The organism is Ideonella oryzae, from assembly GCF_024055665.1.
Taxonomy (GTDB): Bacteria; Pseudomonadota; Gammaproteobacteria; order Burkholderiales; family Burkholderiaceae_C; genus Ideonella; species Ideonella oryzae.
Genome location: NZ_JAMXMC010000002.1, coordinates 431,208 through 452,050, shown reverse-complemented (window position 1 = coordinate 452,050; position 20,843 = coordinate 431,208). Strand labels below are relative to the sequence as shown.

General features: G+C 69.8%; 23 protein-coding genes. 21 read left to right on the top strand and 2 right to left on the bottom strand.

What is annotated here, in order from left to right:
- Window positions 1-5 precede the first annotated feature (5 nt).
- Window positions 6-1,295, bottom strand: coding sequence for a phosphoribosylamine--glycine ligase (purD, locus tag M0L44_RS04775; RefSeq protein ID WP_252768516.1), 1,290 nt, complete (start codon window positions 1,293-1,295; stop codon window positions 6-8).
- A 3-nt stretch (window positions 1,296-1,298) separates the two neighbouring features.
- Window positions 1,299-2,021 (bottom strand): YebC/PmpR family DNA-binding transcriptional regulator, encoded by a 723-nt coding sequence (locus M0L44_RS04770; RefSeq protein WP_252768515.1) that lies wholly within the window; start codon window positions 2,019-2,021, stop codon window positions 1,299-1,301.
- Window positions 2,022-2,145: 124 nt separating this feature from the next.
- Here M0L44_RS04770 and M0L44_RS04765 point away from each other — a divergent pair, with 124 nt between their 5' ends.
- The 21 genes from M0L44_RS04765 (at window position 2,146) to M0L44_RS04665 (ending at window position 20,820) form a co-directional block, all read left to right on the top strand.
- Window positions 2,146-3,756, top strand: coding sequence for a helicase HerA-like C-terminal domain-containing protein (locus M0L44_RS04765; protein WP_252768514.1), 1,611 nt, complete (start codon window positions 2,146-2,148; stop codon window positions 3,754-3,756).
- A gap of 70 nt (window positions 3,757-3,826) precedes the next feature.
- On the top strand, window positions 3,827-4,114 hold the full coding sequence (locus M0L44_RS04760; RefSeq protein WP_252768513.1) for an acyl carrier protein: 288 nt from the start codon (window positions 3,827-3,829) through the stop codon (window positions 4,112-4,114).
- The gene (locus M0L44_RS04755) at window positions 4,111-5,373 is read left to right on the top strand and encodes a beta-ketoacyl-[acyl-carrier-protein] synthase family protein (protein WP_252768512.1); all 1,263 of its coding nucleotides are present in this window, start codon (window positions 4,111-4,113) and stop codon (window positions 5,371-5,373) included. The genes M0L44_RS04760 and M0L44_RS04755 overlap by 4 nt, the downstream gene beginning before the upstream one ends.
- A gap of 13 nt (window positions 5,374-5,386) precedes the next feature.
- Window positions 5,387-6,094: a phosphatase PAP2 family protein gene (locus tag M0L44_RS04750; RefSeq protein WP_252768511.1), complete on the top strand. Its 708-nt coding sequence runs from the start codon at window positions 5,387-5,389 to the stop codon at window positions 6,092-6,094.
- On the top strand, window positions 6,091-6,594 hold the full coding sequence (locus M0L44_RS04745) for a 3-hydroxyacyl-ACP dehydratase FabZ family protein (RefSeq protein ID WP_252768510.1): 504 nt from the start codon (window positions 6,091-6,093) through the stop codon (window positions 6,592-6,594). The genes M0L44_RS04750 and M0L44_RS04745 overlap by 4 nt, the downstream gene beginning before the upstream one ends.
- A complete protein-coding gene (locus M0L44_RS04740; protein WP_252768509.1) occupies window positions 6,591-7,460 on the top strand; it encodes a MipA/OmpV family protein in 870 nt (289 codons plus the stop codon). The genes M0L44_RS04745 and M0L44_RS04740 overlap by 4 nt, the downstream gene beginning before the upstream one ends.
- A gap of 64 nt (window positions 7,461-7,524) precedes the next feature.
- Window positions 7,525-7,815, top strand: a complete 291-nt coding sequence (locus M0L44_RS04735; RefSeq protein ID WP_252768508.1) for a phosphopantetheine-binding protein — start codon at window positions 7,525-7,527, stop codon at window positions 7,813-7,815.
- Window positions 7,812-8,468 (top strand): COG4648 family protein, encoded by a 657-nt coding sequence (locus M0L44_RS04730; RefSeq protein ID WP_252768507.1) that lies wholly within the window; start codon window positions 7,812-7,814, stop codon window positions 8,466-8,468. Before M0L44_RS04735 ends, M0L44_RS04730 begins: the two co-directional genes overlap by 4 nt.
- An 11-nt stretch (window positions 8,469-8,479) precedes the next feature.
- Entirely contained in the window at window positions 8,480-9,847 is a 1,368-nt protein-coding gene (locus tag M0L44_RS04725; protein ID WP_252768506.1) for an AMP-binding protein, read from the top strand.
- Entirely contained in the window at window positions 9,844-10,140 is a 297-nt protein-coding gene (locus M0L44_RS04720; RefSeq protein ID WP_252768505.1) for an ApeI family dehydratase, read from the top strand. Before M0L44_RS04725 ends, M0L44_RS04720 begins: the two co-directional genes overlap by 4 nt.
- The gene (locus M0L44_RS04715) at window positions 10,137-11,081 is read left to right on the top strand and encodes a lysophospholipid acyltransferase family protein (protein ID WP_252768504.1); all 945 of its coding nucleotides are present in this window, start codon (window positions 10,137-10,139) and stop codon (window positions 11,079-11,081) included. Before M0L44_RS04720 ends, M0L44_RS04715 begins: the two co-directional genes overlap by 4 nt.
- The gene (locus tag M0L44_RS04710; RefSeq protein WP_252768503.1) at window positions 11,044-11,664 is read left to right on the top strand and encodes a LolA-related protein; all 621 of its coding nucleotides are present in this window, start codon (window positions 11,044-11,046) and stop codon (window positions 11,662-11,664) included. The genes M0L44_RS04715 and M0L44_RS04710 overlap by 38 nt, the downstream gene beginning before the upstream one ends.
- The gene (locus M0L44_RS04705; RefSeq protein WP_252768502.1) at window positions 11,661-14,012 is read left to right on the top strand and encodes an MMPL family transporter; all 2,352 of its coding nucleotides are present in this window, start codon (window positions 11,661-11,663) and stop codon (window positions 14,010-14,012) included. Before M0L44_RS04710 ends, M0L44_RS04705 begins: the two co-directional genes overlap by 4 nt.
- Window positions 14,002-14,823, top strand: a complete 822-nt coding sequence (locus M0L44_RS04700) for a polysaccharide deacetylase family protein (protein ID WP_252768501.1) — start codon at window positions 14,002-14,004, stop codon at window positions 14,821-14,823. Before M0L44_RS04705 ends, M0L44_RS04700 begins: the two co-directional genes overlap by 11 nt.
- Before the next feature lie 270 nt (window positions 14,824-15,093).
- The gene (locus M0L44_RS04695; protein ID WP_354004095.1) at window positions 15,094-16,287 is read left to right on the top strand and encodes a beta-ketoacyl-[acyl-carrier-protein] synthase family protein; all 1,194 of its coding nucleotides are present in this window, start codon (window positions 15,094-15,096) and stop codon (window positions 16,285-16,287) included.
- On the top strand, window positions 16,284-17,078 hold the full coding sequence (locus M0L44_RS04690; RefSeq protein ID WP_252768499.1) for a beta-ketoacyl synthase chain length factor: 795 nt from the start codon (window positions 16,284-16,286) through the stop codon (window positions 17,076-17,078). Before M0L44_RS04695 ends, M0L44_RS04690 begins: the two co-directional genes overlap by 4 nt.
- Window positions 17,075-17,512, top strand: coding sequence for a hotdog family protein (locus M0L44_RS04685; protein WP_252768498.1), 438 nt, complete (start codon window positions 17,075-17,077; stop codon window positions 17,510-17,512). Before M0L44_RS04690 ends, M0L44_RS04685 begins: the two co-directional genes overlap by 4 nt.
- A 12-nt stretch (window positions 17,513-17,524) precedes the next feature.
- Window positions 17,525-18,265, top strand: coding sequence for a 3-oxoacyl-ACP reductase FabG (gene fabG / locus M0L44_RS04680; protein ID WP_252768497.1), 741 nt, complete (start codon window positions 17,525-17,527; stop codon window positions 18,263-18,265).
- Between the two features lie 4 nt (window positions 18,266-18,269).
- Window positions 18,270-19,292 (top strand): chorismate transformation FkbO/Hyg5 family protein, encoded by a 1,023-nt coding sequence (locus M0L44_RS04675; protein ID WP_252768496.1) that lies wholly within the window; start codon window positions 18,270-18,272, stop codon window positions 19,290-19,292.
- Window positions 19,293-19,311: 19 nt separating this feature from the next.
- Window positions 19,312-20,052 (top strand): lysophospholipid acyltransferase family protein, encoded by a 741-nt coding sequence (locus tag M0L44_RS04670; protein ID WP_252768495.1) that lies wholly within the window; start codon window positions 19,312-19,314, stop codon window positions 20,050-20,052.
- 6 nt (window positions 20,053-20,058) lie between these two features.
- A complete protein-coding gene (locus M0L44_RS04665) occupies window positions 20,059-20,820 on the top strand; it encodes a glycosyltransferase family 2 protein (protein WP_252768494.1) in 762 nt (253 codons plus the stop codon).
- Window positions 20,821-20,843 lie beyond the last annotated feature (23 nt).

The following is a 20,843-nucleotide window of genomic DNA, read 5'->3' as shown; positions in this document are numbered from 1 at the left end:
AGGCCTCAGCGCTTGATGGCGCGGTGGCCGATGTCGGTGCGCCACTGCGCGCCGTCGAAATGGATGTCGCGCAGCACCTCGTAGGCCCGCTGCTGGGCGGTGCGGGCCGAGTCGCCCAGCGCCGTCACGCAGAGCACGCGGCCACCGGTGACCAGCGTCTGCCCGTCCTTCTGCGCGGTGCCGGCATGGAAGACCATGCTGTCGGCGGTGCCCGCGGCGTCGGCCGGCAGACCGGTGATGACGTCGCCCTTGCGCGGATTCATCGGGTAGCCGGCAGCAGCCATCACCACGCCCAGGGCAAAGCGGCGGTCCCAGTTCAGTTCCACCTTGTCGAGCGTGCCGTCGGTGGCGTGCAGCAGCACCTCCACCAGGTCGCTCTTCAGGCGCATCATGATCGGCTGGGTTTCCGGGTCGCCCATGCGGGTGTTGAACTCCAGCGTCTTGGGCCGGCCCTCGGCGTCGATCATCAGGCCGGCATACAGGAAGCCGGTGAAGGGAATGCCGTCCTTGGCCATGCCCTGGATGGTCGGCAGGATGATCTCGTGCATCGCCCGGGCGTGCACATTGGGCGTGACCACCGGCGCGGGCGAGTAGGCACCCATGCCACCGGTGTTGGGGCCGGTGTCGCCGTCACCGATGCGCTTGTGGTCCTGGCTGGTGGCCAGCGGCAGCACGTTCTTGCCGTCGCACAGCACGATGAAGCTGGCTTCCTCGCCCTGCAGGAACTCCTCGATCACCACGCGGGCGCCGCCAGCGTTGTGCACCACGCCCAGGGTGTTGTCCTCCAGCATGAAGCGCACGGCCTCGTGGGCTTCTTCCAGCGTCATCGCCACGACCACGCCCTTGCCGGCGGCCAGGCCATCGGCCTTGACGACGATGGGCGCACCCAGCCGGTCGATGTAGGCATGGGCCGCGGCCGGGTCGGAGAAGGTCTCGTACGCGGCCGTCGGGATGGCGTGCCGCTTCATGAAGTCCTTGGCGAAGGCCTTGGACGACTCCAACTGCGCAGCCGCCTGGGTGGGGCCAAAGATGCGCAGGCCGCGGGCGCGGAAGATGTCCACCACCCCCTGGGACAGCGGGGCCTCGGGGCCCACCACCGTCAGGCCGACCTTCTCGGCCTGGGCGAAATCCGCCAGCGCCACCGGGTCGGTGATGGCGACGTTGGTCAGGCGCTTGTCCAGCGCGGTGCCGCCGTTGCCCGGCGCCACGTAAACGCGCTGCACCCGCTCGCTCTGGGCCAGTTTCCAGGCCAGGGCATGCTCGCGGCCGCCGTTGCCGATGACGAGGATGTTCATGGATCAGCCCAGTTCGGCGTTGTGGTAGACCTCTTGCACGTCGTCGAGGTCTTCGATGACGTCCAGCAGCTTCTGCATGCGCTCGGCGTCATCGCCGGCCAGCGCGATGGTGTTCTCGGCGCGCATCGTCACCTCGGCCACTTCGGCGCTCAGGCCGGCGGCTTCCAGCGCGTTCTTCACGGCTTCGAAGTCGCCCGGCGCGGTCAGCACCTCAATGGCGCCGTCGTCGTCGGTGATCACGTCCTCGGCACCCGATTCGAGCGCCACGTCCATGACCTTGTCCTCGGAAGTGCCGGGGGCGAAGATCAGCTGGCCGCAGTGCTTGAACTGGAAGGCCACCGAGCCCTCGGTGCCCAGGTTGCCGCCGTACTTGCTGAAGGCGTGGCGCACCTCGGCCACCGTGCGCACGCGGTTGTCGGTCATGCAGTCCACGATGATGGCCGCGCCGCCGATGCCGTAGCCCTCGTAACGGATTTCCTCGTAGGTCACGCCATCGAGGGCCCCGGTGGCCTTGTCGATGTTGCGCTTGACGGTGTCGGCCGGCATGTTGGCCGCCTTGGCCTTGTCCACCGCCAGACGCAGGCGGGGGTTGGCGCTGATGTCACCGCCACCCTGGCGCGCAGCCACCATGATTTCGCGGATCACGCGCGTCCAGACCTTGCCCCGCTTTTCGTCCTGACGGCCCTTGCGGTGTTGGATATTGGCCCATTTCGAGTGCCCAGCCATGGCAAATTTCTCCTGCCCCGGTGCGGTCGCCAGGGTCTTGGGGTTTCTTGGATAGACTGGCATTTTACTTGGGGCGCCCTCCCCGGGACGGCTCCAGGCACCACAAGATTCTCTGGAGGAAGTCATGGTCGATCCCATCCTGGTGGGTCAGCACGGCGAGATCACCTGCGAACTGCTGCCCGCCCTGGCCAACCGCCATGGCCTGATCACCGGGGCCACCGGCACCGGCAAGACCATCACCCTGCAGACCCTGGCCGAGAATTTCTCCAAAATCGGCGTGCCGGTCTTCATGGCCGACGTCAAGGGTGACCTGACCGGCATCAGCCAGGCCGGGCAGGTCGGCGACAAGCTGGCCGCCATCCTGAAGGAGCGCGGTCTGGCCACACCGCAATCCCTGGCCTGCCCGACCACGCTGTGGGACGTCTTCGGCGAGCAGGGCCACCCGGTGCGCGCCACGGTGTCCGACATGGGCCCGCTGCTGCTCTCGCGCATGCTGGCCCTCAACGAGACCCAGGCCGGCGTGCTGAACCTGGTCTTCAAGATCGCCGACGACAACGGCCTGGCCCTGCTGGACCTGAAAGACCTGCGCGCCATGCTGCAGTACGTGGGTGACAACGGCAGCCAGTTCACCACCGAGTACGGCAACGTCAGCGCCGCCTCCATCGGCGCCATTCAGCGCGGCCTGCTGCAGATCGAGCAACAGGGCGGGGACCAGTTCTTCGGCGAGCCCATGCTCAACATCACGGACTTCATGCAGACCGTCGATGGCCAGGGCGTCGTCAACATCCTGGCGGCCGACAAGCTGATGAATGCGCCGCGGCTGTACGCCACCTTCCTGCTGTGGATGCTGTCGGAACTGTTCGAGACCCTCCCCGAGGTGGGCGACCTGGACAAGCCCAAGCTGGTCTTCTTCTTCGACGAGGCCCACCTGCTGTTCAAGGACGCGCCCGATGCCCTGGTGGAGCGCATCGAGCTGGTGGTGCGCCTGGTGCGCTCCAAGGGCGTGGGCGTCTATTTCGTCACCCAGAACCCGCTGGACGTGCCCGACACCGTGCTGGGCCAGTTGGGCAACCGGGTGCAGCACGCCCTGCGCGCCTTCACCCCGCGCGACCAGAAGGCCGTCAAGAGCGCAGCCGACACCATGCGCGCCAACCCGGGGCTGGACATCGCCACCGCCATCACCGAGCTGGGCGTGGGCGAGGCCCTGATCAGCTTTCTGGACGCCAAGGGCCGGCCCAGCGTCACCCAGCGCGTGTTCGTGCTGCCCCCGGGCAGCCAGATCGGTCCGATCACCCCCGCCCAGCGGCAGGCCTTGATGCAGGGCTCGCTGGTGGCCGGCGTCTACGAGAAGACCGTGGACCGCGAATCCGCCTACGAAAAGCTCAAGGGACGGGCGGCCACCACCGCCGACACCCGGGACCAGATGCAGCAACAAGCCCCGCAAGGGGGCGGCAGCCTGGCCGACGAGGCGGGCCAGGTCTTCCGGGGCGGCGCCCCGGCACCGCAGGTCCCGCAGGGTGGGCCAGCCACCGGCAACAGCGGCGGCAACGGGGGCCTGCTGGGGGGCCTGGGTGACATCCTGTTCGGCTCGACCGGCCCGCGCGGCGGCCGCCGCGAAGGGCTGGCCGAGGCGGCCGCCAAGTCCGCCATCCGCACCATCGGCTCCAGCGTCGGTCGGGAGATCGTGCGCGGCGTGCTGGGCAGCCTGCTGGGTGGAAATTCACGTCGGAAGTGAATCGAATCGGGCGAGAACGCATGTCGGTGATCTTTACAATCCCCGCGAATTCCCAGCGCACCGTGCAGTCATGCTTTCTGAACTCATCAAGAACTACCTGGTCGACACAGCGGGAGTGGATGCGACCAAACTGGCACAACCCGATTTGATGGTCTCCGACCTGGGGCTGGACTCTCTCAGCCTGGTGGAGATGCTCTTCGAGGTCGAGGATCGGTTCGGCTTCCAGATTTCCGATCCCATGCGCTTTCAGACCATGAGCTTCTCTGCCATGGTGACAGCGATCGAGGATGAAGTGCGCGGCCGCCACGACGGCCAGATCCCCCCGGTCGAGGCGCTGGACACCGCCATCGCCAAATGACCCCGGTCCTTGTCACGGGCCTGGGCATGCTCTCCCCCCTGGGGGCAGATGTCGCCTCCAGCTTCGAAGCCGCAGTGCTTGCGCGCAGCGCCATCGTCCGCGCCCCGGTGTCCCTCACGGCGGGCATTCCGGATCTTCTCGTGGCGCCCGTGGCCGTCGAGCCCGCGCAGCGGCTCGAGCGCAAGCTGCTCTCCGGCGACCGTGCCACCCAGATGGCGCTGGTGGCGGCCGAGGAAGCCATGCGGGATGCCGGGCTGAGCGATGGCCCCCCGGATGGGCGCCGCTTCGGGGTGTTTGCCGGCATCGGCTTCGGTGGTGCCCACACCCTGGATGGCCTCTACAGCCGCTACTTTGCTGCCCTGCACGGCCCCGAAGCCGGCCGCAGGGGCGCCACCGTGATGCACCCGCTGTCCGTGCCGCGCATGATGGCCAACGGCCCCATGGCCGCCGTGTCCATGCGCTACGGCCTGCGGGGCATGGGCAACACCTATTCGGTGGCCTGCGCCTCATCCGCCATCGCGGCGGGTGAGGCCCTGCGCGCCATCGAGCATGGCTACCTTGACGCCGCCATCGTCATCGGCACGGAGGCCATGCTCACGCCGGGTTCGCTGGTGGCCTGGAACGCGCTGCGGGTCATGGCCTCGTGCGATCCCGTGGACCCCGCCACCAGTTGCCGGCCCTTTGCGGCGGATCGATCGGGTTTTGTGCTGGGAGAAGGCGCTGCCGCCCTGGTGCTGGAGAGCCGTTCGCACGCCCAGACCCGTGGCGCGGCGCGTGTCCATGCGCAGCTGTGCGGCTACGGCAGCAGCAGCGATGCCGGACACCTGACCGCCCCCAGCGTGGACGGGCAGGTGGCCGCCATGCAGCAGGCGCTCGCGCACGCCGGGCTGCAGCCGGCCGACATCCACTACCTCAACGCCCATGGCACCGCCACGGAGGCGGGTGACGTCATCGAGAGCCAGTCCATCGTCGAGGTCTTCGGCGCCCACACCCCCAAGCTGCCGGTCAGTTCGACCAAGGCGGTGCACGGCCATCTGATTGGCGCGGGCGGCGCACTGGAGTTCGCACTGGCCCTGCGGGCCCTGGCCACCGGCACCATCCCGCCAACGGCGCATCTGCACCAGCCCGACCCACGCTGCCCGCTGAACCATGTGGCGGTGACGGCCCGCCGGAACGCGCACATGGAGGCGGTGATGTCCAACTCCTTCGCCTTCGGCGGCAGCAACGCCTGCCTCGTTGCGCGCCGCTGGGCCGACTGAGTCCGTGCCCGGCATGCCGCGCCCCCCCCAGGCCCTGCGCCAAGTCGCGGGCCATGCCTGGGCCCGACTCCGGCCCCAGTTCTGGTTCAAGACCTTCGGCATCACCGGCTTCACCACGGCCTTCTTCATCGCCTACATCCACCTGATGAAGCATCCCGGCGGACCGGTCACCACCGTGCCGCAGATTTGGCTGGACGACTGGATCCCCTTCAATCCAGCGGCCCTGCCGGTCTACCTGTCGCTGTGGGTGTATCTGTCTCTGCCGGCCAGCCTCATGACCCGCCGGCGGGAGATCATCGGCTTCGGCTGGCGCATGGCCATCGTCTGCCTCATCGGCCTGCTGGTGTTCTGGCAATGGCCCAATGCCGTGCCCCCGAGCCACATCGACTGGGCCCGCTACCCTGGCATGGCGTTCCTCAAGGGCGTCGACGCCGCAGGCAATGCCTGCCCTTCGCTGCACGTGGCCACGGCCGTGTTCGCGGGCTACTGGCTGCACCACCAACTGCCGGAACTCGGGCTGGGGCGGACCGCCCGCGGGTGCAATGCCCTGTGGTGCCTGGCCATTTGTTACTCCACGATGGCCACCCGCCAGCATGTGGCCATCGACGTGCTGGCCGGTTCTGCGCTGGGCCTGGGCGTGGCCTGGCTGACCCACCCCGTCCGTCGCCAGGCCGGCCAACGGCACAGCAGTGGCGCGGCCAGGACACCTGCCTCACCATGACCCTGCCGCCCCTGCACTACCCCTTCACCCTGGACCGGTCCGGCATCGAGCAGGTGCTCCCTCATCGCGGCGAAGCGTTGTTCATCCGACAGCTCACCGTGCTGGCCCACGACCACTACCAGGGCGAGGCCTGCTGGGAACCCTCCCTGGCCATTCTGCAAGGACACTTTCCCGGCATGCCCCTGGTGCCCGGCGTGCTGCTGGTGGAAGCCATGGCACAGCTGGCGGGCGCCGGCATGCTGGTGGGCAACGATCATGCGCGCAGCCTGGGCCCGGCCTACATCGGCGTGCTGGCCGGCATCCGCAAATGCAGCTTCAAGCAGCCGGTGCTGCCGGGCGAGACGGTGCAGCTCTCGGCACGCACGCGCCAGATGTCTGAGCTGGCCGTGCAGGTGGTCGGCCAGGTGTCCCGGCAGGGCCGGGAGGCGGGTCAGATCGAGCTCCTGGTGGTCAACACCCCGCGCAGCGAACTTCAAACCCATCTGAATCCCGTCGCATGACCCCCTGCCATGAACTCCGCCGGCTGGCCATCGCATCCAGCCTGTGCCTGAGCGGCCTGTCCGCATGGGCCGCAGGGTCGGGCGCAAACCCCACCGGCCCGGATCTGCCGCTCTGGGAGTTGGGCGCAGGCGCCGGCCTGCTGGCCACGCCCGCCTACCTGGGTTCGCGCGTGACCCGCACCTACGCCGTGCCGTGGCCTTATGCGGTGTACCGGGGTGACATCCTCCACGCCAACCGGGAGGGCGTGGGCCTGCAGCTGAACGAGACCCCCCGCACCGAGCTGGACCTGTCCTTCAGCGGCACCCTGCCGGTGGACTCCGCAGACACCGAGCGGGCCGGCATGCATGACCTGCCGCTGGCCCTCGAATCCGGGGTGGTCTACGCCATCGCCTTGCACCGCACCGCCGGCGACCGGTTGAGCCTGCGCCTGCCCTTGCGCTACGCCACCGGCATCGACCACCGCCACCTCATGGCCATTGGCTGGATCGCTGACCCCACCTTGCGCTGGACCCGGCAGCTGCAATGGGCGGGCCAATCCCTGGAGTGGGGATTGGACCTGACGGTGAAGTTCCAGGACAGCCGCTACAACAACTTCTACTACCGGGTCCGGGACGACGAGGTCACCCCTGACCGGCCCGCCTACCAGGCCCGGGGCGGCTATGCCGGCGCCACGCTGAACACCGGCGTGCTCCTGCGGCGCGGCGCCTGGGTGGGCGGCGCGTTCGTGGGGCTGAGCCAGCTCGGCGGCGCGCGCTTTGCCGACAGCCCCCTGGTCAGCCAGCGCAGCAACTGGTTCGGCGGCCTGGCACTGACCTGGGTCTTCGAGCAGTCCGAGGCCCGTGCCTCCGGCCCCGCACCACTCTGAGGCGCTCGGCTACAATTCGATATAAAGCATTGTCAACACTGACAAATTTCCGATCAAGAACCCCATGACTCTCCCTACCGACAGCGCCGATGTGATCCACCCCGCCCTGGAAGCCGAGCTCGCCAACATGCTCGTTTCCGAACTGAGCCTGGAAGTGAACGCCGGGGACATCGACCCCACCCAGCCTCTGTATGGCGACGGCCTGGGTCTGGACTCCATCGACATCCTGGAAGTCGCCCTGCTGATCGGCAAAAAGTACGGTGTGCAGTTGAAGGCCGACAACGCTGACAACTTCCGCATCTTCAGTTCCCTGCGCAGTCTGGCCCAATACATCGGGCAGCATCGCCCGCAATGAACTGGCTGCCGCCCATGGCCAAGCGGCTGGCCGCCGCGGTCCTGGCGGCGATCTACCTCGGGCTGGCCTTTGTCGCCGGCGCCTCTGACCACCCTCCGCTGGCCGCAGTCGTTGTCAGTCTGGCGCCCATGGCCTTCATGGCCGGCCTGTTCGTCTGGCACCAGTCCGGCTGGCGCCGCGCCCTGGGGCTGGTCGCCTGGCTGGGCGCAGTGGTGTTTTTGGTCTGCAGGCTGCCCGCGCTGGTCGAGCATGTGGCCACCGTCTATTTCCTGCAGCACGCCGGCGCCATGGGCTTCCTCGCCCTCATGTTCGGCCACTCTCTGGGGCGCGACCACGCTCGGGCCCTGTGCTCCCGCATTGCCGCCTTCGTGACGCCGGAGCCTCTGGACGCCCGCTACCTGCGGTACACCTGGCAGGTCACCTGGGTCTGGACACTGTTCTTCCTCACCATGCTCGGCCTCTCGGTGGGCCTGTTCTTCACGGGCCAACTGTGGCTGTGGTCCCTGCTGGCCAACATCCTCACGCCGGCCCTGGTTGGCGGACTCTTCGTGGCCGAGTACGCGGTGCGGCTCAAGCTGCTGCCCGATCGCCCCCACATGGACGTCCGCCAGACCATCCAGGCTTACCGGTCCTTTCGCCAGGCCCACCGCTGAGCACCGCGTCAATGCCTTCCCTGTTGCCCCTGCTTCCAGCGCATCCCGACGACACGGTCGTCGCCTGGCATGACGCCCGCCCGGTGTCACGGGCCCGCTTTCTCGCCCAGATCCGGCACCTGGCCACGCAGTTGCCGGACGTGCCCGAAGTGGTCAATCTCTGCCAGAGCCGCTACTGGTTCAGCCTCAGCCTGCTGGCTTGCGCCTTGCGCGGCATCCGCAGCCTGCTGCCGCATGCTCTGGCGCCGGAGTCGCTGACGGGCGTGTGGGCCCAGGCGCCACAGGCCCCCGCCCTGTGGGACAACCCACCGGCCGAGACCAGCCTGAAGCCACCGGCCGTGCTGGACGTGCGTGCGCTGATGGCACAGCCCCAGCAAGCGGCCGTCCCGGGCGAGCCGGCCATCCCGGCTGAACAGGTCGTCGCCCGGGTGTTCACCTCCGGCTCCACCGGCCGCCCCCAGTCGCACGACAAATCGTGGGGGCCGCTTTGCGCCAGCGTGCAGGCCACGTCCGAGCGCCTCTGGTCCGCCGCAGGCGGCCCCTGCAGCGTGGTGGGCACCGTCAGCTTTCGCCACATGTACGGTCTGGAATCCACGGTGCTGCTGCCCCTGCTGGGTGGCGGCGTGCTGACCGACGAGCAGCCCTTCTTCCCGGCGGACATCGCCGCGTCCCTGGCGCAAGTGCCCGGACGTCGCCTGCTGGTCAGCACCCCCTTCCATCTGCGCAAGCTGCTGGAGGCGCAGCAGGACCTCCCTCCCCTTGATCTGCTGCTGTCCGCCACGGCCCCCCTGGGCCTGCCCGTGGCCCAGACCGCAGAGTCCCGCCTGGGCGCGCCCCTGCTGGAAATCTACGGCGCCACGGAAACCGGCCAGGTGGCCACCCGCCGCACCACCGAAGGCACGGCGTGGCGGCTGCTGGCCGGCTGCGAGCTTCGCCAGGATGCCCAGGGTGGGCTGACCATCCAGGGCAGCTCTCAGGGGCAACCCCAGCCGGTGCACGACCTCCTGGAGATCACCGGACCGGACACCTTCGAGTTGATCGACCGCCCGGGCAACCTGGTCAACATCGTTGGCAAGCGCAGTTCGCTGAGCTACCTCAACCAGGTCCTGACCAGCCTGCCCGGCGTCGTGGACGGCGTCTACTGCCTGCCGCCCGCCCGAGGGTCCAGCGACGACACCCGCCTGGCCGCCTTCGTGGTAGCGCCCGACCAGCAGGCCGGCGAGATCCTCCATGCGCTGCGGGCCCATGTGGATCCGGTGTTCCTGCCGCGTCCGCTGGTCCGGGTGGAGCATCTGCCGCGCGACGCCAACGGCAAGATCACGTCGGCCACGGTCCAGGCCCTGATCCGCCAGCATCTGGACGGAACCGACGCCGCATGAACCGCATCGCCTTGCACATTCCTGCCGACCACCCGGCGTTCGAAGGGCACTTCCCCTCTCGGCCCATCGTCCCTGGCGTGGTGCTGCTGGCCCTGACTCAGCAGGCCCTGGAAGCCCAGCTTGGCCAGCCCATGACCGGTCTGGCCTCAGCCAAGTTCCTGCGTCCACTCGCGCCTGGCGAGGCCGTGCTGCTGGCTCACACCGTCACCGACACGGGCGTCGGCTTCTCGCTGCATCTCGCGGCAGACGACACCCTGGTGGCCAGCGGCAGGTTCCTGCGCGCGCCGGCATGAAGCCCGAGGCGACCACCCCGCCCGCCGCCGACGCACGTCCAGCCTGGATGCGCCAGCAGGAGCGCGGCAGCCTGTGGCTGCTGCGCCTCATGACCCGGCTGTCCCTGGGCCTGGGCCGGCGGGCCACACGCCCCCTGGTGGCCCTCATCGCGCTGTACTTCCTGATCACCGCCCGGGCCGCCCGCCAGGCCTCGCGCAGCTACCTCTCACGCTGCCTGGGCCGGCCTGCCCGCTGGTCGGACCTGTACCGCCACGTTCACGCCTTCGCCTCCACCATCCACGACCGGGTGTACCTTCTCAACGACCGCTTCGCGCTGTTCGACCTGCAACCAATTGGCCACGAGGCGGTGGACCGTCAGCACAGCGGCGAGGGGCGCGGTCTGCTGCTGCTGGGCGCCCACCTGGGCAGCTTCGAGGTCCTGCGGGCCCAGGCCCGGCACCACGGCCAGTTGCAGCTGAGCGTGGCCATGTACCTCGAGAATGCCCGGCAGATCCACGAGACCCTGGCCGCGATCAACCCGGCGGCAGCGCCGGACATCATCCCGCTCGGTCAGTTGGAGGCCATCCTCACCGTGCACCAGCGGCTGAAGGAGGGGCGGCTGGTGGGCATGCTCGCCGACCGGGCTTCGGGCTCGGACCAATACCTCCAGATACCCTTTCTCGGCGAGCCCGCGCCCTTTCCCTGCGGGCCGTTCCGGCTGGCGGTGATGCTGGGCCAGCCGATCTACTTCATGACCGGCCTCTACCAGGGGGGCAATCGCTACGAGTTGCACTTTCACCCCCTGCACCTGGACCCGACGCTCGGCGGCGACCGCGAGGCACAGATCCGGGCCCTGATGGCGCAGTACGTTGCACAGCTGGAACGGTACTGCCGCGCCGCCCCCTACAACTGGTTCAACTTCTATGACTTCTGGCACTCGCCCCTTCCGTCGCAGTCTTGACGCTGCCTTCCGCCCGGCCCTGCTCACCCTCACGCTCGCCTTCTCGAGCCTGTCGCCGGCCTGGGCCCAGGCCTGGACCCCGGCGGCGCTGATGCAGTCCCTGGCAACCCACAAGTCGGCCAAGGCCACCTTCGTGGAACGCAAGTACCTGGCGGTGCTCGATCAGCCGGTCGAGTCGCGTGGCGAGCTGTCCTTCACCGCACCGGACCGTCTGGAGAAGCGGACGCTGTCGCCGCGGCCTGAATCACTGGTGCTGCAGGGCGACCTGCTGACCGTGGACGATGCCAACAAGCGGCACATGACCGTGAACCTGGGGGCCAACCCGGAGGCCGCCGCTTTCGTGGAAAGCATCCGCGGCACCCTGGCCGGCGACCTGGCGACACTGCAGAAGTACTACGCGCTGGAACTGACCGGCAGCCCGGAGCGCTGGAAGCTGCTGCTGCTGCCCCAGCAGCCCCGCATGGCCAAACTCGTGAGCCGCATCCGCATCGAGGGCGCTGGCACGGTGGTGCGCCTGATCGTCTTCGAGCAGGCCGACGGAGACCGTTCGGAAATGCAGGTCACACCGGTCACGGCACCATGAGACAGCGCTGGACCTCGGCCGCTGTCCTGGTCTGGTTGCTGCTGCTGGCCCTGGGGGTCGGCGTCATCTCCCAGACCCGCTTTGTGGCGGACCTCTCGGCCTTCATGCCCCGCCTGCCCACCCAACGGCAGCAACTGCTGCTGGACCAGTTGCAGGACGGCATCGTGGCACGGCTGATCATGGTCGGCATCGAAGGGAGCGACGCCCCCACCCGGGCCCGGCTCTCGCGCGAGCTGGGGCGCCAGCTGCGGGCCGACCCGGCCTTCCAGGCGGTGCAGAACGGCGATGCCGAGCTGCAGGAGCGCGACCGGGCCTTCTTCTTCGGCCACCGCTACCTGCTGAGTCCGGAGGTCACCCCCCAGCGATTCACCACGACCGGCCTGCGCCAGGCCATCGACGAGTCCCTTCAAGGCCTGGCCGGCAACGGCGGCCTGCTGCTCAAGAGCCTGCTGCCCCGGGACCCCACGGGGGAGACGCTGGCGCTGCTGGGCCAGTTCAGCGGCGAATCCCAACCCGACAGCCTGGAGGGGGCCTGGGCCTCGCACGATGGCCGACGCGCCATCCTGCTGTTGCAGACCCGCGCCGCCGGCTCCGACATCGATGCCCAGGCTGCCGCGCAGCAACGCATCCGCACGCTGTTTGCCCAGCTGCCGGGCCGCCCCGCCGACGCCCGGCTGGTGATGAGCGGAACCGGGGTCTTCTCGGTCTCCTCGCGCGCCACCATCGAGTCCGAGGTGAGCCGGCTGGCCACGGTCAGCCTGGTGCTGGTCGTGGCCCTGCTGCTGACCGTGTACCGGTCCCCGCGGCTGCTCGGCCTGGGTCTGCTGCCGGTGCTCAGTGGGGCCGTGGCCGGCGTGGCCACGGTCAGCCTGGGCTTCGGCCAGGTGCACGGACTGACCCTGGGCTTCGGCACCACCCTCATCGGCGAAGCGGTGGACTACTCCATTTACCTCTTCGTCCAGCGGGCCGACCGGCAGCCGCCGGCCCACTTCTGGCGCACCATCCGCCTGGGCGTGCTCACCTCCATCGCCGGCTTTGCCGCCCTGCTGCTGTCCGGTTTTCCCGGGCTGGCGCAGCTGGGCCTTTACTCCATCGCCGGCCTGGTGGCGGCGGTGCTGGTGACCCGCTTCGTGTTGCCCCGGCTGCTGCCGGCGCAGTTGCCCCTGCGCGACCTCGATCCCGTGGGCCGGCTGCTGGAGCGGGTCGTGCATGCCCTGCCCCGTCTGCAAGCGCTCGTGCTCCTGCTGCTGGCCGCCGCCACCGCCTTGCTGGCCTGGCGTCACCAGGACATCTGGAACCGGCAGCTGTCGGCGCTCAGTCCCGTGTCACATGCCGAACAGGCCCTCGACGCCAGCCTGCGCGCCGATCTGGGTGCCCCTGACCTGCGTTACATCGCCAGCATCTCCGCCCCGGACGAGGAGACTGCCCTGCAACGGGCCGAGCAAGCCGCGCCCACCCTGCGCCGCCTGCAGGCCGAGGGCGTGATCGGTGGCTTCAGCTCGCCGGCCCAGGCCTTGCCCAGCCTGGCCACGCAGCAGGCCCGTCGCGCCGCCCTGCCACCGACAGCCGAATTGCGCACCCGCCTGGACGAGGCCCTGCAAGGCACGCCGCTGAGGGCCGAGCGGCTGCAAGGCTTCATCGACGACGTGCAACTGGCCCGGCAGGCCTCGCCGCTGCAGCGCAGCGAGCTGCACGACAGTTCCGCCGGCATGCTGGTCGATTCGCTGCTGGTGCACCGGGCCCACGATGTGCTGGCCTTGCTGCCGATGCGCGCCCCTGCGGGCGCGCCCGATGGCGCCATCGATCTGGCGCGCGTGTCGGCGGCGCTGGCCCAGGCGCAGGCCCCCGACATCACGGTCATCGACCTGCTGGCCGAGACCACCGGCATCTTCGACCACTACCTGCACGAGGCCTTGCGCATGTCCGGCCTGGGCATGCTGGCGGTGCTGGCCCTGCTGGCACTGCACCTGCGCTCGCTGACCCGGGTGGCCCGCGTGGCGCTGCCCCTGGCCAGCGCGGTGCTGGCGGTGACTGCCGGGCTGTTGCTGAGCGGGCAGCAGCTCACCATCCTGCACCTGGTGGGCCTGCTGCTGGTGGTGGCCGTGGGCTCCAACTACGCCCTGTTCTTCGACAGCGGCCTCGACGCAGGCCCCGCCGAGGAGCGGCGACGCACGCTCGTCTCGCTGGCGGTGGCCAATCTCACCACCGTGGGCAGCTTTGCCGCCCTGGGCCTGTCCAAGGTGCCCCTGCTGGCCGCCATGGGCTGCACGGTGGCACCCGGCGCCCTGCTGGCCCTGTTCTTCTCGGCGGTGCTGTGCGCGCCGGCTGAGCCACGCCATGCCCGCTGAGGCCCGGACACCGCCCTGGCGGCCATCCCCGCTGGTGATGGCCAGCCTGCTGCTGCACCTGGCCGTGCTGGCCGGCTGGCTGCTCCGTCCCTCGGGCTGGCCGGTGTGGCTGACCCTGCTGCTGGCGAACCACGGGTTGCTCAGCCTGGCGGGCCTGCTGCCCCGCTGCGGCTGGCTGGGTCCGACCCTGGTGCGCCTTCCGGAAGCCGCCCGGCAACGCGGCGAGGTCGCCCTGACCTTTGACGACGGCCCGGACCCTGAGGTCACACCCCAGCTGATGGCCCTGCTGGCCGCCCATGGGGTGCAGGCCACCTTCTTCTGCATCGGCCAGCGCGCCCAGGCGCACCCGGCGCTGTGCCGCGCCCTGGCCGACAGTGGCCATGAACTGGCCAACCATGGCCTGCGCCACCCCTGGCACGCCTCGCTGATGGGCCCGGACGGCTGGCGGCAGGAGATCCATGGCGGCCAGTCGGCGCTCCAGCACATTGGCGGGCAGAGCCCCCGCTTCTACCGGGCGGTGGCGGGCCTGCGCAACCCCTTTCTCGACCCCGTGCTGCACAGCCTGGGCCTGCAGCTGGCGGCCTGGACACGCCGGGCCTACGACACGCGCTGCGGCGACCCCGAGGTGGTGTTCCAGCGTCTGACCCACCGGCTTGCGGCCGGCGACATCCTGCTGCTGCACGACGGCCACGCGGCCCGCACGGCCGAGGGCCAGGCCGTGGTACTGGCCGTGCTGCCGCGGCTGCTCGCGCACCTGCAATCACAAGGACTTCGGCCCGTTACACTCTCACGCGCATGCACGCCCACCTGAAGTCCATGCTCCTGCGTGCGGCCTGCGCCTCCGGTTCAACCCGTGGATGAACCGGGGTATGGCCTTTGCACAGGGGCACCGCCTGAACAGAATGGGAGCCGCCCCTTGCCCGACCGGGCGGATGCGCTCACCCGACGCGGCTTCTCGGTGGAGGCCCGCCCCATGAGCGCCGGAACCCCTTTCGCCCATGTGATGCCGATGGCGCAGAAGCGCTGAGCCCCGCGTTCCCTGTTCCTTTCCTTTTCCGATCTCCCGCTTGCAGGTGCCTCCGTGCCGGCCATTCAACTGACTTCCTACACCATGACCAGCGCCCTGGGCGCCGGACTGGACGCGACCTGGCAGGCCCTGCGGGACCGGCGCAGCGGCCTGGCCCGACGCGCCTGGGAGACGGTCGATCTCGACACCTGCATCGGCGAGGTCCACGGCCTGGACGACCTCCGCGTCCCGCCCCCCCTGCAGGCTTTTGATTGCCGCAACAACCGCCTGGCCTGGTGGGCGCTGCAGCAGGATGGCTTCGAGTCCGCCGTGCAAGCGGCCGTTGCCCGGCATGGCGCGCAACGCATCGGCGTCTTCCTGGGCACCAGCACCTCGGGCATCCTCAGCTCGGAACAGGCCTACCGCGAACGCGATGCGCAAGGCCGGCTGCCGGCCTGGCTGGACTACCGGCACACCCACAACACCTTCTCGGTGGCCGACTTCGTGCGGCAGCATTTCGCGCTCCAGGGGCCGGCCTTCGTGGTGTCCACCGCCTGCTCGTCCAGCGCCAAGGTGTTCGCCAACGCGCAACGCCTGATGCGCGCCGGGCTGATCGACGCCGCCGTGGTCGGCGGGGTCGACTCCCTGTGCCTGACGACGCTGTACGGCTTCACCTCGCTGCAGCTGGTGTCTCCGGCGCCCTGCCGCCCCTTTGATGCCGACCGCAACGGCATCTCGATCGGCGAGGCGGCCGGCTTCGCGCTGCTGGAATGGGCCGCGGCGCCCTCGGACGATGCCATCGTGCTGTCCGGCGTGGGCGAGTCCAGCGACGGGCACCACATGTCCGCGCCCCACCCCGAAGGGCTCGGTGCCCGGCTGGCAATGCAGGGCGCGCTGCAGGCCGCCGGCCTCACCCCCGCCGATGTCGGCTACATCACGCTGCACGGCACCTCCACCCCGGCCAACGACGCGGCCGAAGACAAGGCCGTCGCGGCCCTGTTCGGGCCGGGAGGTGTCCCCTGCAGTTCCCTCAAGGGGCACACCGGCCACACGCTGGGCGCTGCCGGCATCGTCAACGCCGTGGTCGGGGCCCTGGCCCTGCGGCATGGCCTGGCACCCGCCGGCGTGGGCACCCGGCAAATCGACCCGGCCTTGTCCGCCCACTACCTGCTGGACAACCTGCCCCTGCCGCTGCGCCATGTGCTGGGCAATTCCTTCGGCTTCGGCGGCAGCAACTGCAGCGTCCTGCTGTCCCGAGGTGCCGCATGAGCGCCCCCCCCTTCGCCGTCCATGTGCAAGGCATCGGGCTGTTCGGTCCGGGCATGAGCGGCTGGTCCGATGCCCTGCCCGTGCTGCGTGGCGAGCGCCCCCTGGTTCTGCAACCCACCGTGCTGCCCGCGCCCACCTCGCTGCCGCCGGCCGAGCGGCGCCGGGTGGGCCTGGCCCTCAAACTGGCCATGGCTGCCGGCTTCGACGCCGTCCAGGTGGCGGGCGCCGACGCCAGCGGCCTGGCCACGGTCTTCTCCTCGACCGGTGGAGATTGCGACAACTGCCACCAGTTGCTCGACACCCTCGCCTCTGCGGACCGGGCCGTGTCTCCAACGCGCTTTCACAACTCGGTGCACAACATGCCGGCGGGCTACTGGGGCATCGCCAACCAGTGCCAGGCCCCTTCCACCAGCCTGTGTGCCTACGACGCCACCTTCGCGGCCGGGCTGCTCGAGGCCGTGGTGCAGATGCAGGCCAGCGGCCAACCCTGTCTGCTGGTGGCCTATGACACGGCCTACCCCGCGCCCCTGCAGCAGATCCGCCCCATCCCCCATGCTGTTGGCGTGGCCCTGCTGCTGAGCCCGACCCCGGGCACGGGACCGGCCTTGCGTGTGGGCTGGGCCCAGGCGCCGATCGACACCCTGGCCGACCCGGTGCTGGAGTCGCTGCGCACGGCCGTCCCGGCCGCGCGTGCCCTGCCGCTGCTGCAGGGCCTGGCCCGCCAGCGGCACGGCACCTGGGTGCTGGAATACCTGGACCAGTTGCAGCTGCGCGTGGAACTGCTGCCATGATGCTCGACCATCGCTGGATCGCCACCCACATCCCGCACCAAGGGCGCATGTGCCTGCTCGAGTCGGTGGAGCAATGGGATGCCGATCACATCCTCTGCGGGGCCACCAGCCACCAGGCGCCTGACCACCCGCTGCGCACGGCGCAGGGCCTGAACATCACGGCCGGCGTCGAGTACGCCGCCCAGGCCATGGCGGTGCATGGCGCCCTGACCACGGCCGAGGCCGCCGCCGCACGCCAGGGCTACCTCACCAGCGTGCGTGACGTGCAATGGCGGCAACCCTGGCTGCACACCGCCCCCGGGCCGCTGCAGGTCCACGCCGAGCGCCTGTCGGCCAACGGGCTGACCGTGCTGTATGGCTTTCGGATCGACGTCCATGGGCACAATCTCCTGAGCGGCCGGGCCACCGTGGTGCTGGACGCCGAACGGCTCTGATCCCTTCTCTCGATGAACACTCCCGACCTACCCCGGCGCAAAGCCCTGGTGACCGGCGGCAGCGGCGCCATCGGCGCGGCCATCTGCCGCCGGCTGGCCGCCGATGGCCTGCACGTTCTGATCCACGCCAACCGGCAGGCCGGCGCCGCCCAGGCCCTGTGCGAGCAGCTGCGCGCCGATGGCCTGCGGGCCGACTGGCTGCAGTTCGACGTCACCGATGCAGCAGCCTGCACCCAGGCCCTGGAAGCCGTGCTGGCCGAAGGCCCGGTGCAGGTGCTGGTGAACAACGCCGGCATCCATGACGACGCCGCCTTCCCCGGCATGACCGCCCAGCAGTGGCACCGGGTGATCGACGTGTCCCTGCACGGCTTCTTCAACGTCACCCAGCCGCTGACCATGCCCATGGTCCGCGGGCGCTGGGGCCGGATCATTTCGGTGTCCTCGGTGGCGGCCCTGATGGGCAACCGGGGTCAGACGAACTACGCCGCGGCCAAGGCCGGACTCCAGGCGGCCAGCAAGTCGCTGGCCCAGGAACTGGCCAGCCGCAACATCACGGTCAATGTGGTGGCCCCGGGCATCATCACCTCGGAGATGTCCGCCGGCAGCTTCGACGCCGAAGCCATCGCCCGCCTGGTGCCGATGAAGCGCGCTGGCACGCCGGAGGATGTCGCCCACCTGGTGGGCTTTCTCGCCTCGGAGCAGGCCCGCTACATCACCGGGCAGGTCATCTCGGTCAATGGCGGCATGGTCTGAGCCGATGCAGACCACCTTCGCTCCGCTCACCGCCCTGACGTCCGGACTGGCTTTCGTCCATGCGGCCAGCCCCCAGGCCGCCGAACAGCAGGCCCGCGCCCTGGGCCTGTCGCCGCTGGGCGGGCTCAGCCCTGGCCCGGCCCCGATCGGCTGTCACGCCCCCTGGCTGGCCCTGCAGATGCCCGTGCTGGCCGGCCACGCCTTGTCCTGCCAGCTGTGGTGCCTGCCCGGTCCGACCGAGACCTGGGAACGCACCAGCGACACCGGCATCCGGCTGCGGGCCTGCGTGGCGAAGGAGGGGCTGTTTCTGGTGGCCGAGGCCACGGTCAACGCCCCGATGGCCACGCAAAGCCGCCATCTCTACACCGAGCTGCTGTCGGCCCTGCGCAGCAGCCACCACCCCCATCCCTTGCGCTTCTGGAACTACCTGGGTGACATCCACGGCACCCAGGAAGGCGAGGAACGCTACCGCCTGTTCAACCAGGGGCGGCGCGAGGCCATGCAGACCCTCGGCTACACGGTGACCGAAGGCGCCCCGGCGGCGTGCGCGCTGGGCTGCGCCGAGGGCCTCTTGCGCGCGGCGGTGCTGGCCGGCCCACGGCCGCCACGGGCCATCGAGAACCCCCGCCAGGTCAGCGCCTACCACTACCCACCCCGGTATGGCGCCATGCCGCCGGTGTTCTCCAGGGCCGCCCTGCTGGCAACCACACCCGGCCGGGGCCTGCTGCTGGTCAGCGGCACGGCCAGCATCGTGGGACACCAGAGCCTGCATGAGGGCGATGTGCAGGCCCAGACCGACGAGGCACTGCGCAACATCGCAGCCCTGTTGACCCGGGGCGGACCGAACGCCCGCCTGGCGGACCTTTCCGGCCGGGTCTATCTGCGGCACGGCGCCGATGCGGCGGCCGTGCTGCAGCGGCTGTCCGCACAGGGCGTGCAACACCTGAGCCTGCTGCAGGCCGACATCTGCCGGCAGGAACTGCTGGTGGAGATCGAGGCCGAGGGCTGGGTGAACCATGCGTCCTGAGATCGCCCTTGCACGCCGGATGGCACAGCTGCTGCTGTTCTACCTGCTGCTGCTCTGGCTCGGTGGCATGCTGCTGGCCGGCAACCTGCTGTGCCTGCCTTTGGTGGCCATGCCGGCCCGGCTGCGCCAGCCTCTGATGCAGCGCCTCATCAGCGCCGTGTTCCGTCTCTTCCTGAGCGGCTGCACCGCCTGCGGTCTCATGCAGCTGGACCTGGCCGCGCTGGACGAGCTCAACGCGCGTCGTGGCGGCCTGCTGATCGTGGCCAACCACCCGAGCATGATCGATGTCTTCCTGATCCTGTCCCGTGTGCGCGAGGCCCTGTGCCTGATGAAGGCCGATCTGGTGACCAATGCCTTCCTCGCCATCGGGGCCCTGCTGGCCGGCTACGTCAGCAACAGCCGGCCGGAGCATCTGATCCGGGCCGCCACACGCGCCGTTCGGCGGGGCCAGAGACTGCTGGTCTTTCCCGAAGGCACGCGCACGGTGGAGGACCCGGTCAACCCGCTCAAGCCGGGCGCTGGCCTGATCGCCAAACTCGCCCATGCCCCGCTGCAGGTCGTCATCCTGCGCACCAACTCCCAGTACCTCTGCAAGGGCTGGCCGATCTGGCGAGCGCCCCGCTTCCCGGTCGTCTACCAGGCTCGGCTGGGGCCTTGCGTGCCGGCACCGCGCCATGTGGGCGAGACCATGGCGGCACTGCACGAGGCCTTCCGGCAGCAGCTGCCCACCGCCTCCATCGACCCCGATTTCAAGCTCTGAACCGCCATGGTCACGACCTCGTCCACCCATCTGGTCCTCATCCCCAGCTACAACCCCGGCCCCAAGGTCTATGAGACGGTGCAGGCCGCCCGGGCGCAGTGGTGCCCCGTCTGGGTCGTGGTCGACGGCAGCACGGACGGCACCACCGAAGGCCTGCAAGCCATGGCCCGCGACGATGCCGGGCTGCGCGTGCTGGTACTGCCCCGCAACAGCGGCAAGGGCGCGGCCGTGCTGCACGGGCTGGACGCCGCAGCGCAGACGGGCTTCACCCATGCGCTGTGCATGGATTCGGACGGCCAGCACCCGGCCGACCTGATCCCCGAGTTCATGGGCGCCTCCCAGGCCCAGCCGGGGGCGATGGTGCTGGGCGTGCCGGTGTTCGATGCCAGCGCACCGGCGCTGCGGGTCCAGGGCCGCAAAGTGTCCAACTGGTGGGCCAATCTGGAAACCTTGTGGATGGGCATCGGGGACTCGCTGTACGGTTTCCGGGTCTACCCCATCGAGCCCCTGCGCCAGGTGATGCGAGGTCAGCGCTGGATGCGTCGCTTCGACTTCGACCCGGAAGCCGTGGTGCGACTGGCCTGGTGCGGCGTCCGGCCGGTGAACCTGCCGGCCCCTGTCCGTTACCTCGACGCTGCCGAGGGCGGGGTTTCCCACTTCAACTACTGGCGCGACAACCGCCTGCTCACCTGGATGCACATCCGGCTCATGGTGGGCTTCGTGCTGCGGCTGCCCGTGCTGGCCTGGCGCCGCCTGGCCGGCCACTGACACCCCATCCCGATTCCAGAAAG

Coding starts and splice junctions, on each gene's coding strand:
- purD (WP_252768516.1), bottom strand. CDS start 1,295: ATGAACATCCTCGTCATCGGCAACGGCGGCCGCGAGCATGCCCTGGCC.
- M0L44_RS04770 (WP_252768515.1), bottom strand. CDS start 2,021: ATGGCTGGGCACTCGAAATGGGCCAATATCCAACACCGCAAGGGCCGT.
- M0L44_RS04765 (WP_252768514.1), top strand. CDS start 2,146: ATGGTCGATCCCATCCTGGTGGGTCAGCACGGCGAGATCACCTGCGAA.
- M0L44_RS04760 (WP_252768513.1), top strand. CDS start 3,827: ATGCTTTCTGAACTCATCAAGAACTACCTGGTCGACACAGCGGGAGTG.
- M0L44_RS04755 (WP_252768512.1), top strand. CDS start 4,111: ATGACCCCGGTCCTTGTCACGGGCCTGGGCATGCTCTCCCCCCTGGGG.
- M0L44_RS04750 (WP_252768511.1), top strand. CDS start 5,387: ATGCCGCGCCCCCCCCAGGCCCTGCGCCAAGTCGCGGGCCATGCCTGG.
- M0L44_RS04745 (WP_252768510.1), top strand. CDS start 6,091: ATGACCCTGCCGCCCCTGCACTACCCCTTCACCCTGGACCGGTCCGGC.
- M0L44_RS04740 (WP_252768509.1), top strand. CDS start 6,591: ATGACCCCCTGCCATGAACTCCGCCGGCTGGCCATCGCATCCAGCCTG.
- M0L44_RS04735 (WP_252768508.1), top strand. CDS start 7,525: ATGACTCTCCCTACCGACAGCGCCGATGTGATCCACCCCGCCCTGGAA.
- M0L44_RS04730 (WP_252768507.1), top strand. CDS start 7,812: ATGAACTGGCTGCCGCCCATGGCCAAGCGGCTGGCCGCCGCGGTCCTG.
- M0L44_RS04725 (WP_252768506.1), top strand. CDS start 8,480: ATGCCTTCCCTGTTGCCCCTGCTTCCAGCGCATCCCGACGACACGGTC.
- M0L44_RS04720 (WP_252768505.1), top strand. CDS start 9,844: ATGAACCGCATCGCCTTGCACATTCCTGCCGACCACCCGGCGTTCGAA.
- M0L44_RS04715 (WP_252768504.1), top strand. CDS start 10,137: ATGAAGCCCGAGGCGACCACCCCGCCCGCCGCCGACGCACGTCCAGCC.
- M0L44_RS04710 (WP_252768503.1), top strand. CDS start 11,044: ATGACTTCTGGCACTCGCCCCTTCCGTCGCAGTCTTGACGCTGCCTTC.
- M0L44_RS04705 (WP_252768502.1), top strand. CDS start 11,661: ATGAGACAGCGCTGGACCTCGGCCGCTGTCCTGGTCTGGTTGCTGCTG.
- M0L44_RS04700 (WP_252768501.1), top strand. CDS start 14,002: ATGCCCGCTGAGGCCCGGACACCGCCCTGGCGGCCATCCCCGCTGGTG.
- M0L44_RS04690 (WP_252768499.1), top strand. CDS start 16,284: ATGAGCGCCCCCCCCTTCGCCGTCCATGTGCAAGGCATCGGGCTGTTC.
- M0L44_RS04685 (WP_252768498.1), top strand. CDS start 17,075: ATGATGCTCGACCATCGCTGGATCGCCACCCACATCCCGCACCAAGGG.
- fabG (WP_252768497.1), top strand. CDS start 17,525: ATGAACACTCCCGACCTACCCCGGCGCAAAGCCCTGGTGACCGGCGGC.
- M0L44_RS04675 (WP_252768496.1), top strand. CDS start 18,270: ATGCAGACCACCTTCGCTCCGCTCACCGCCCTGACGTCCGGACTGGCT.
- M0L44_RS04670 (WP_252768495.1), top strand. CDS start 19,312: ATGGCACAGCTGCTGCTGTTCTACCTGCTGCTGCTCTGGCTCGGTGGC.
- M0L44_RS04665 (WP_252768494.1), top strand. CDS start 20,059: ATGGTCACGACCTCGTCCACCCATCTGGTCCTCATCCCCAGCTACAAC.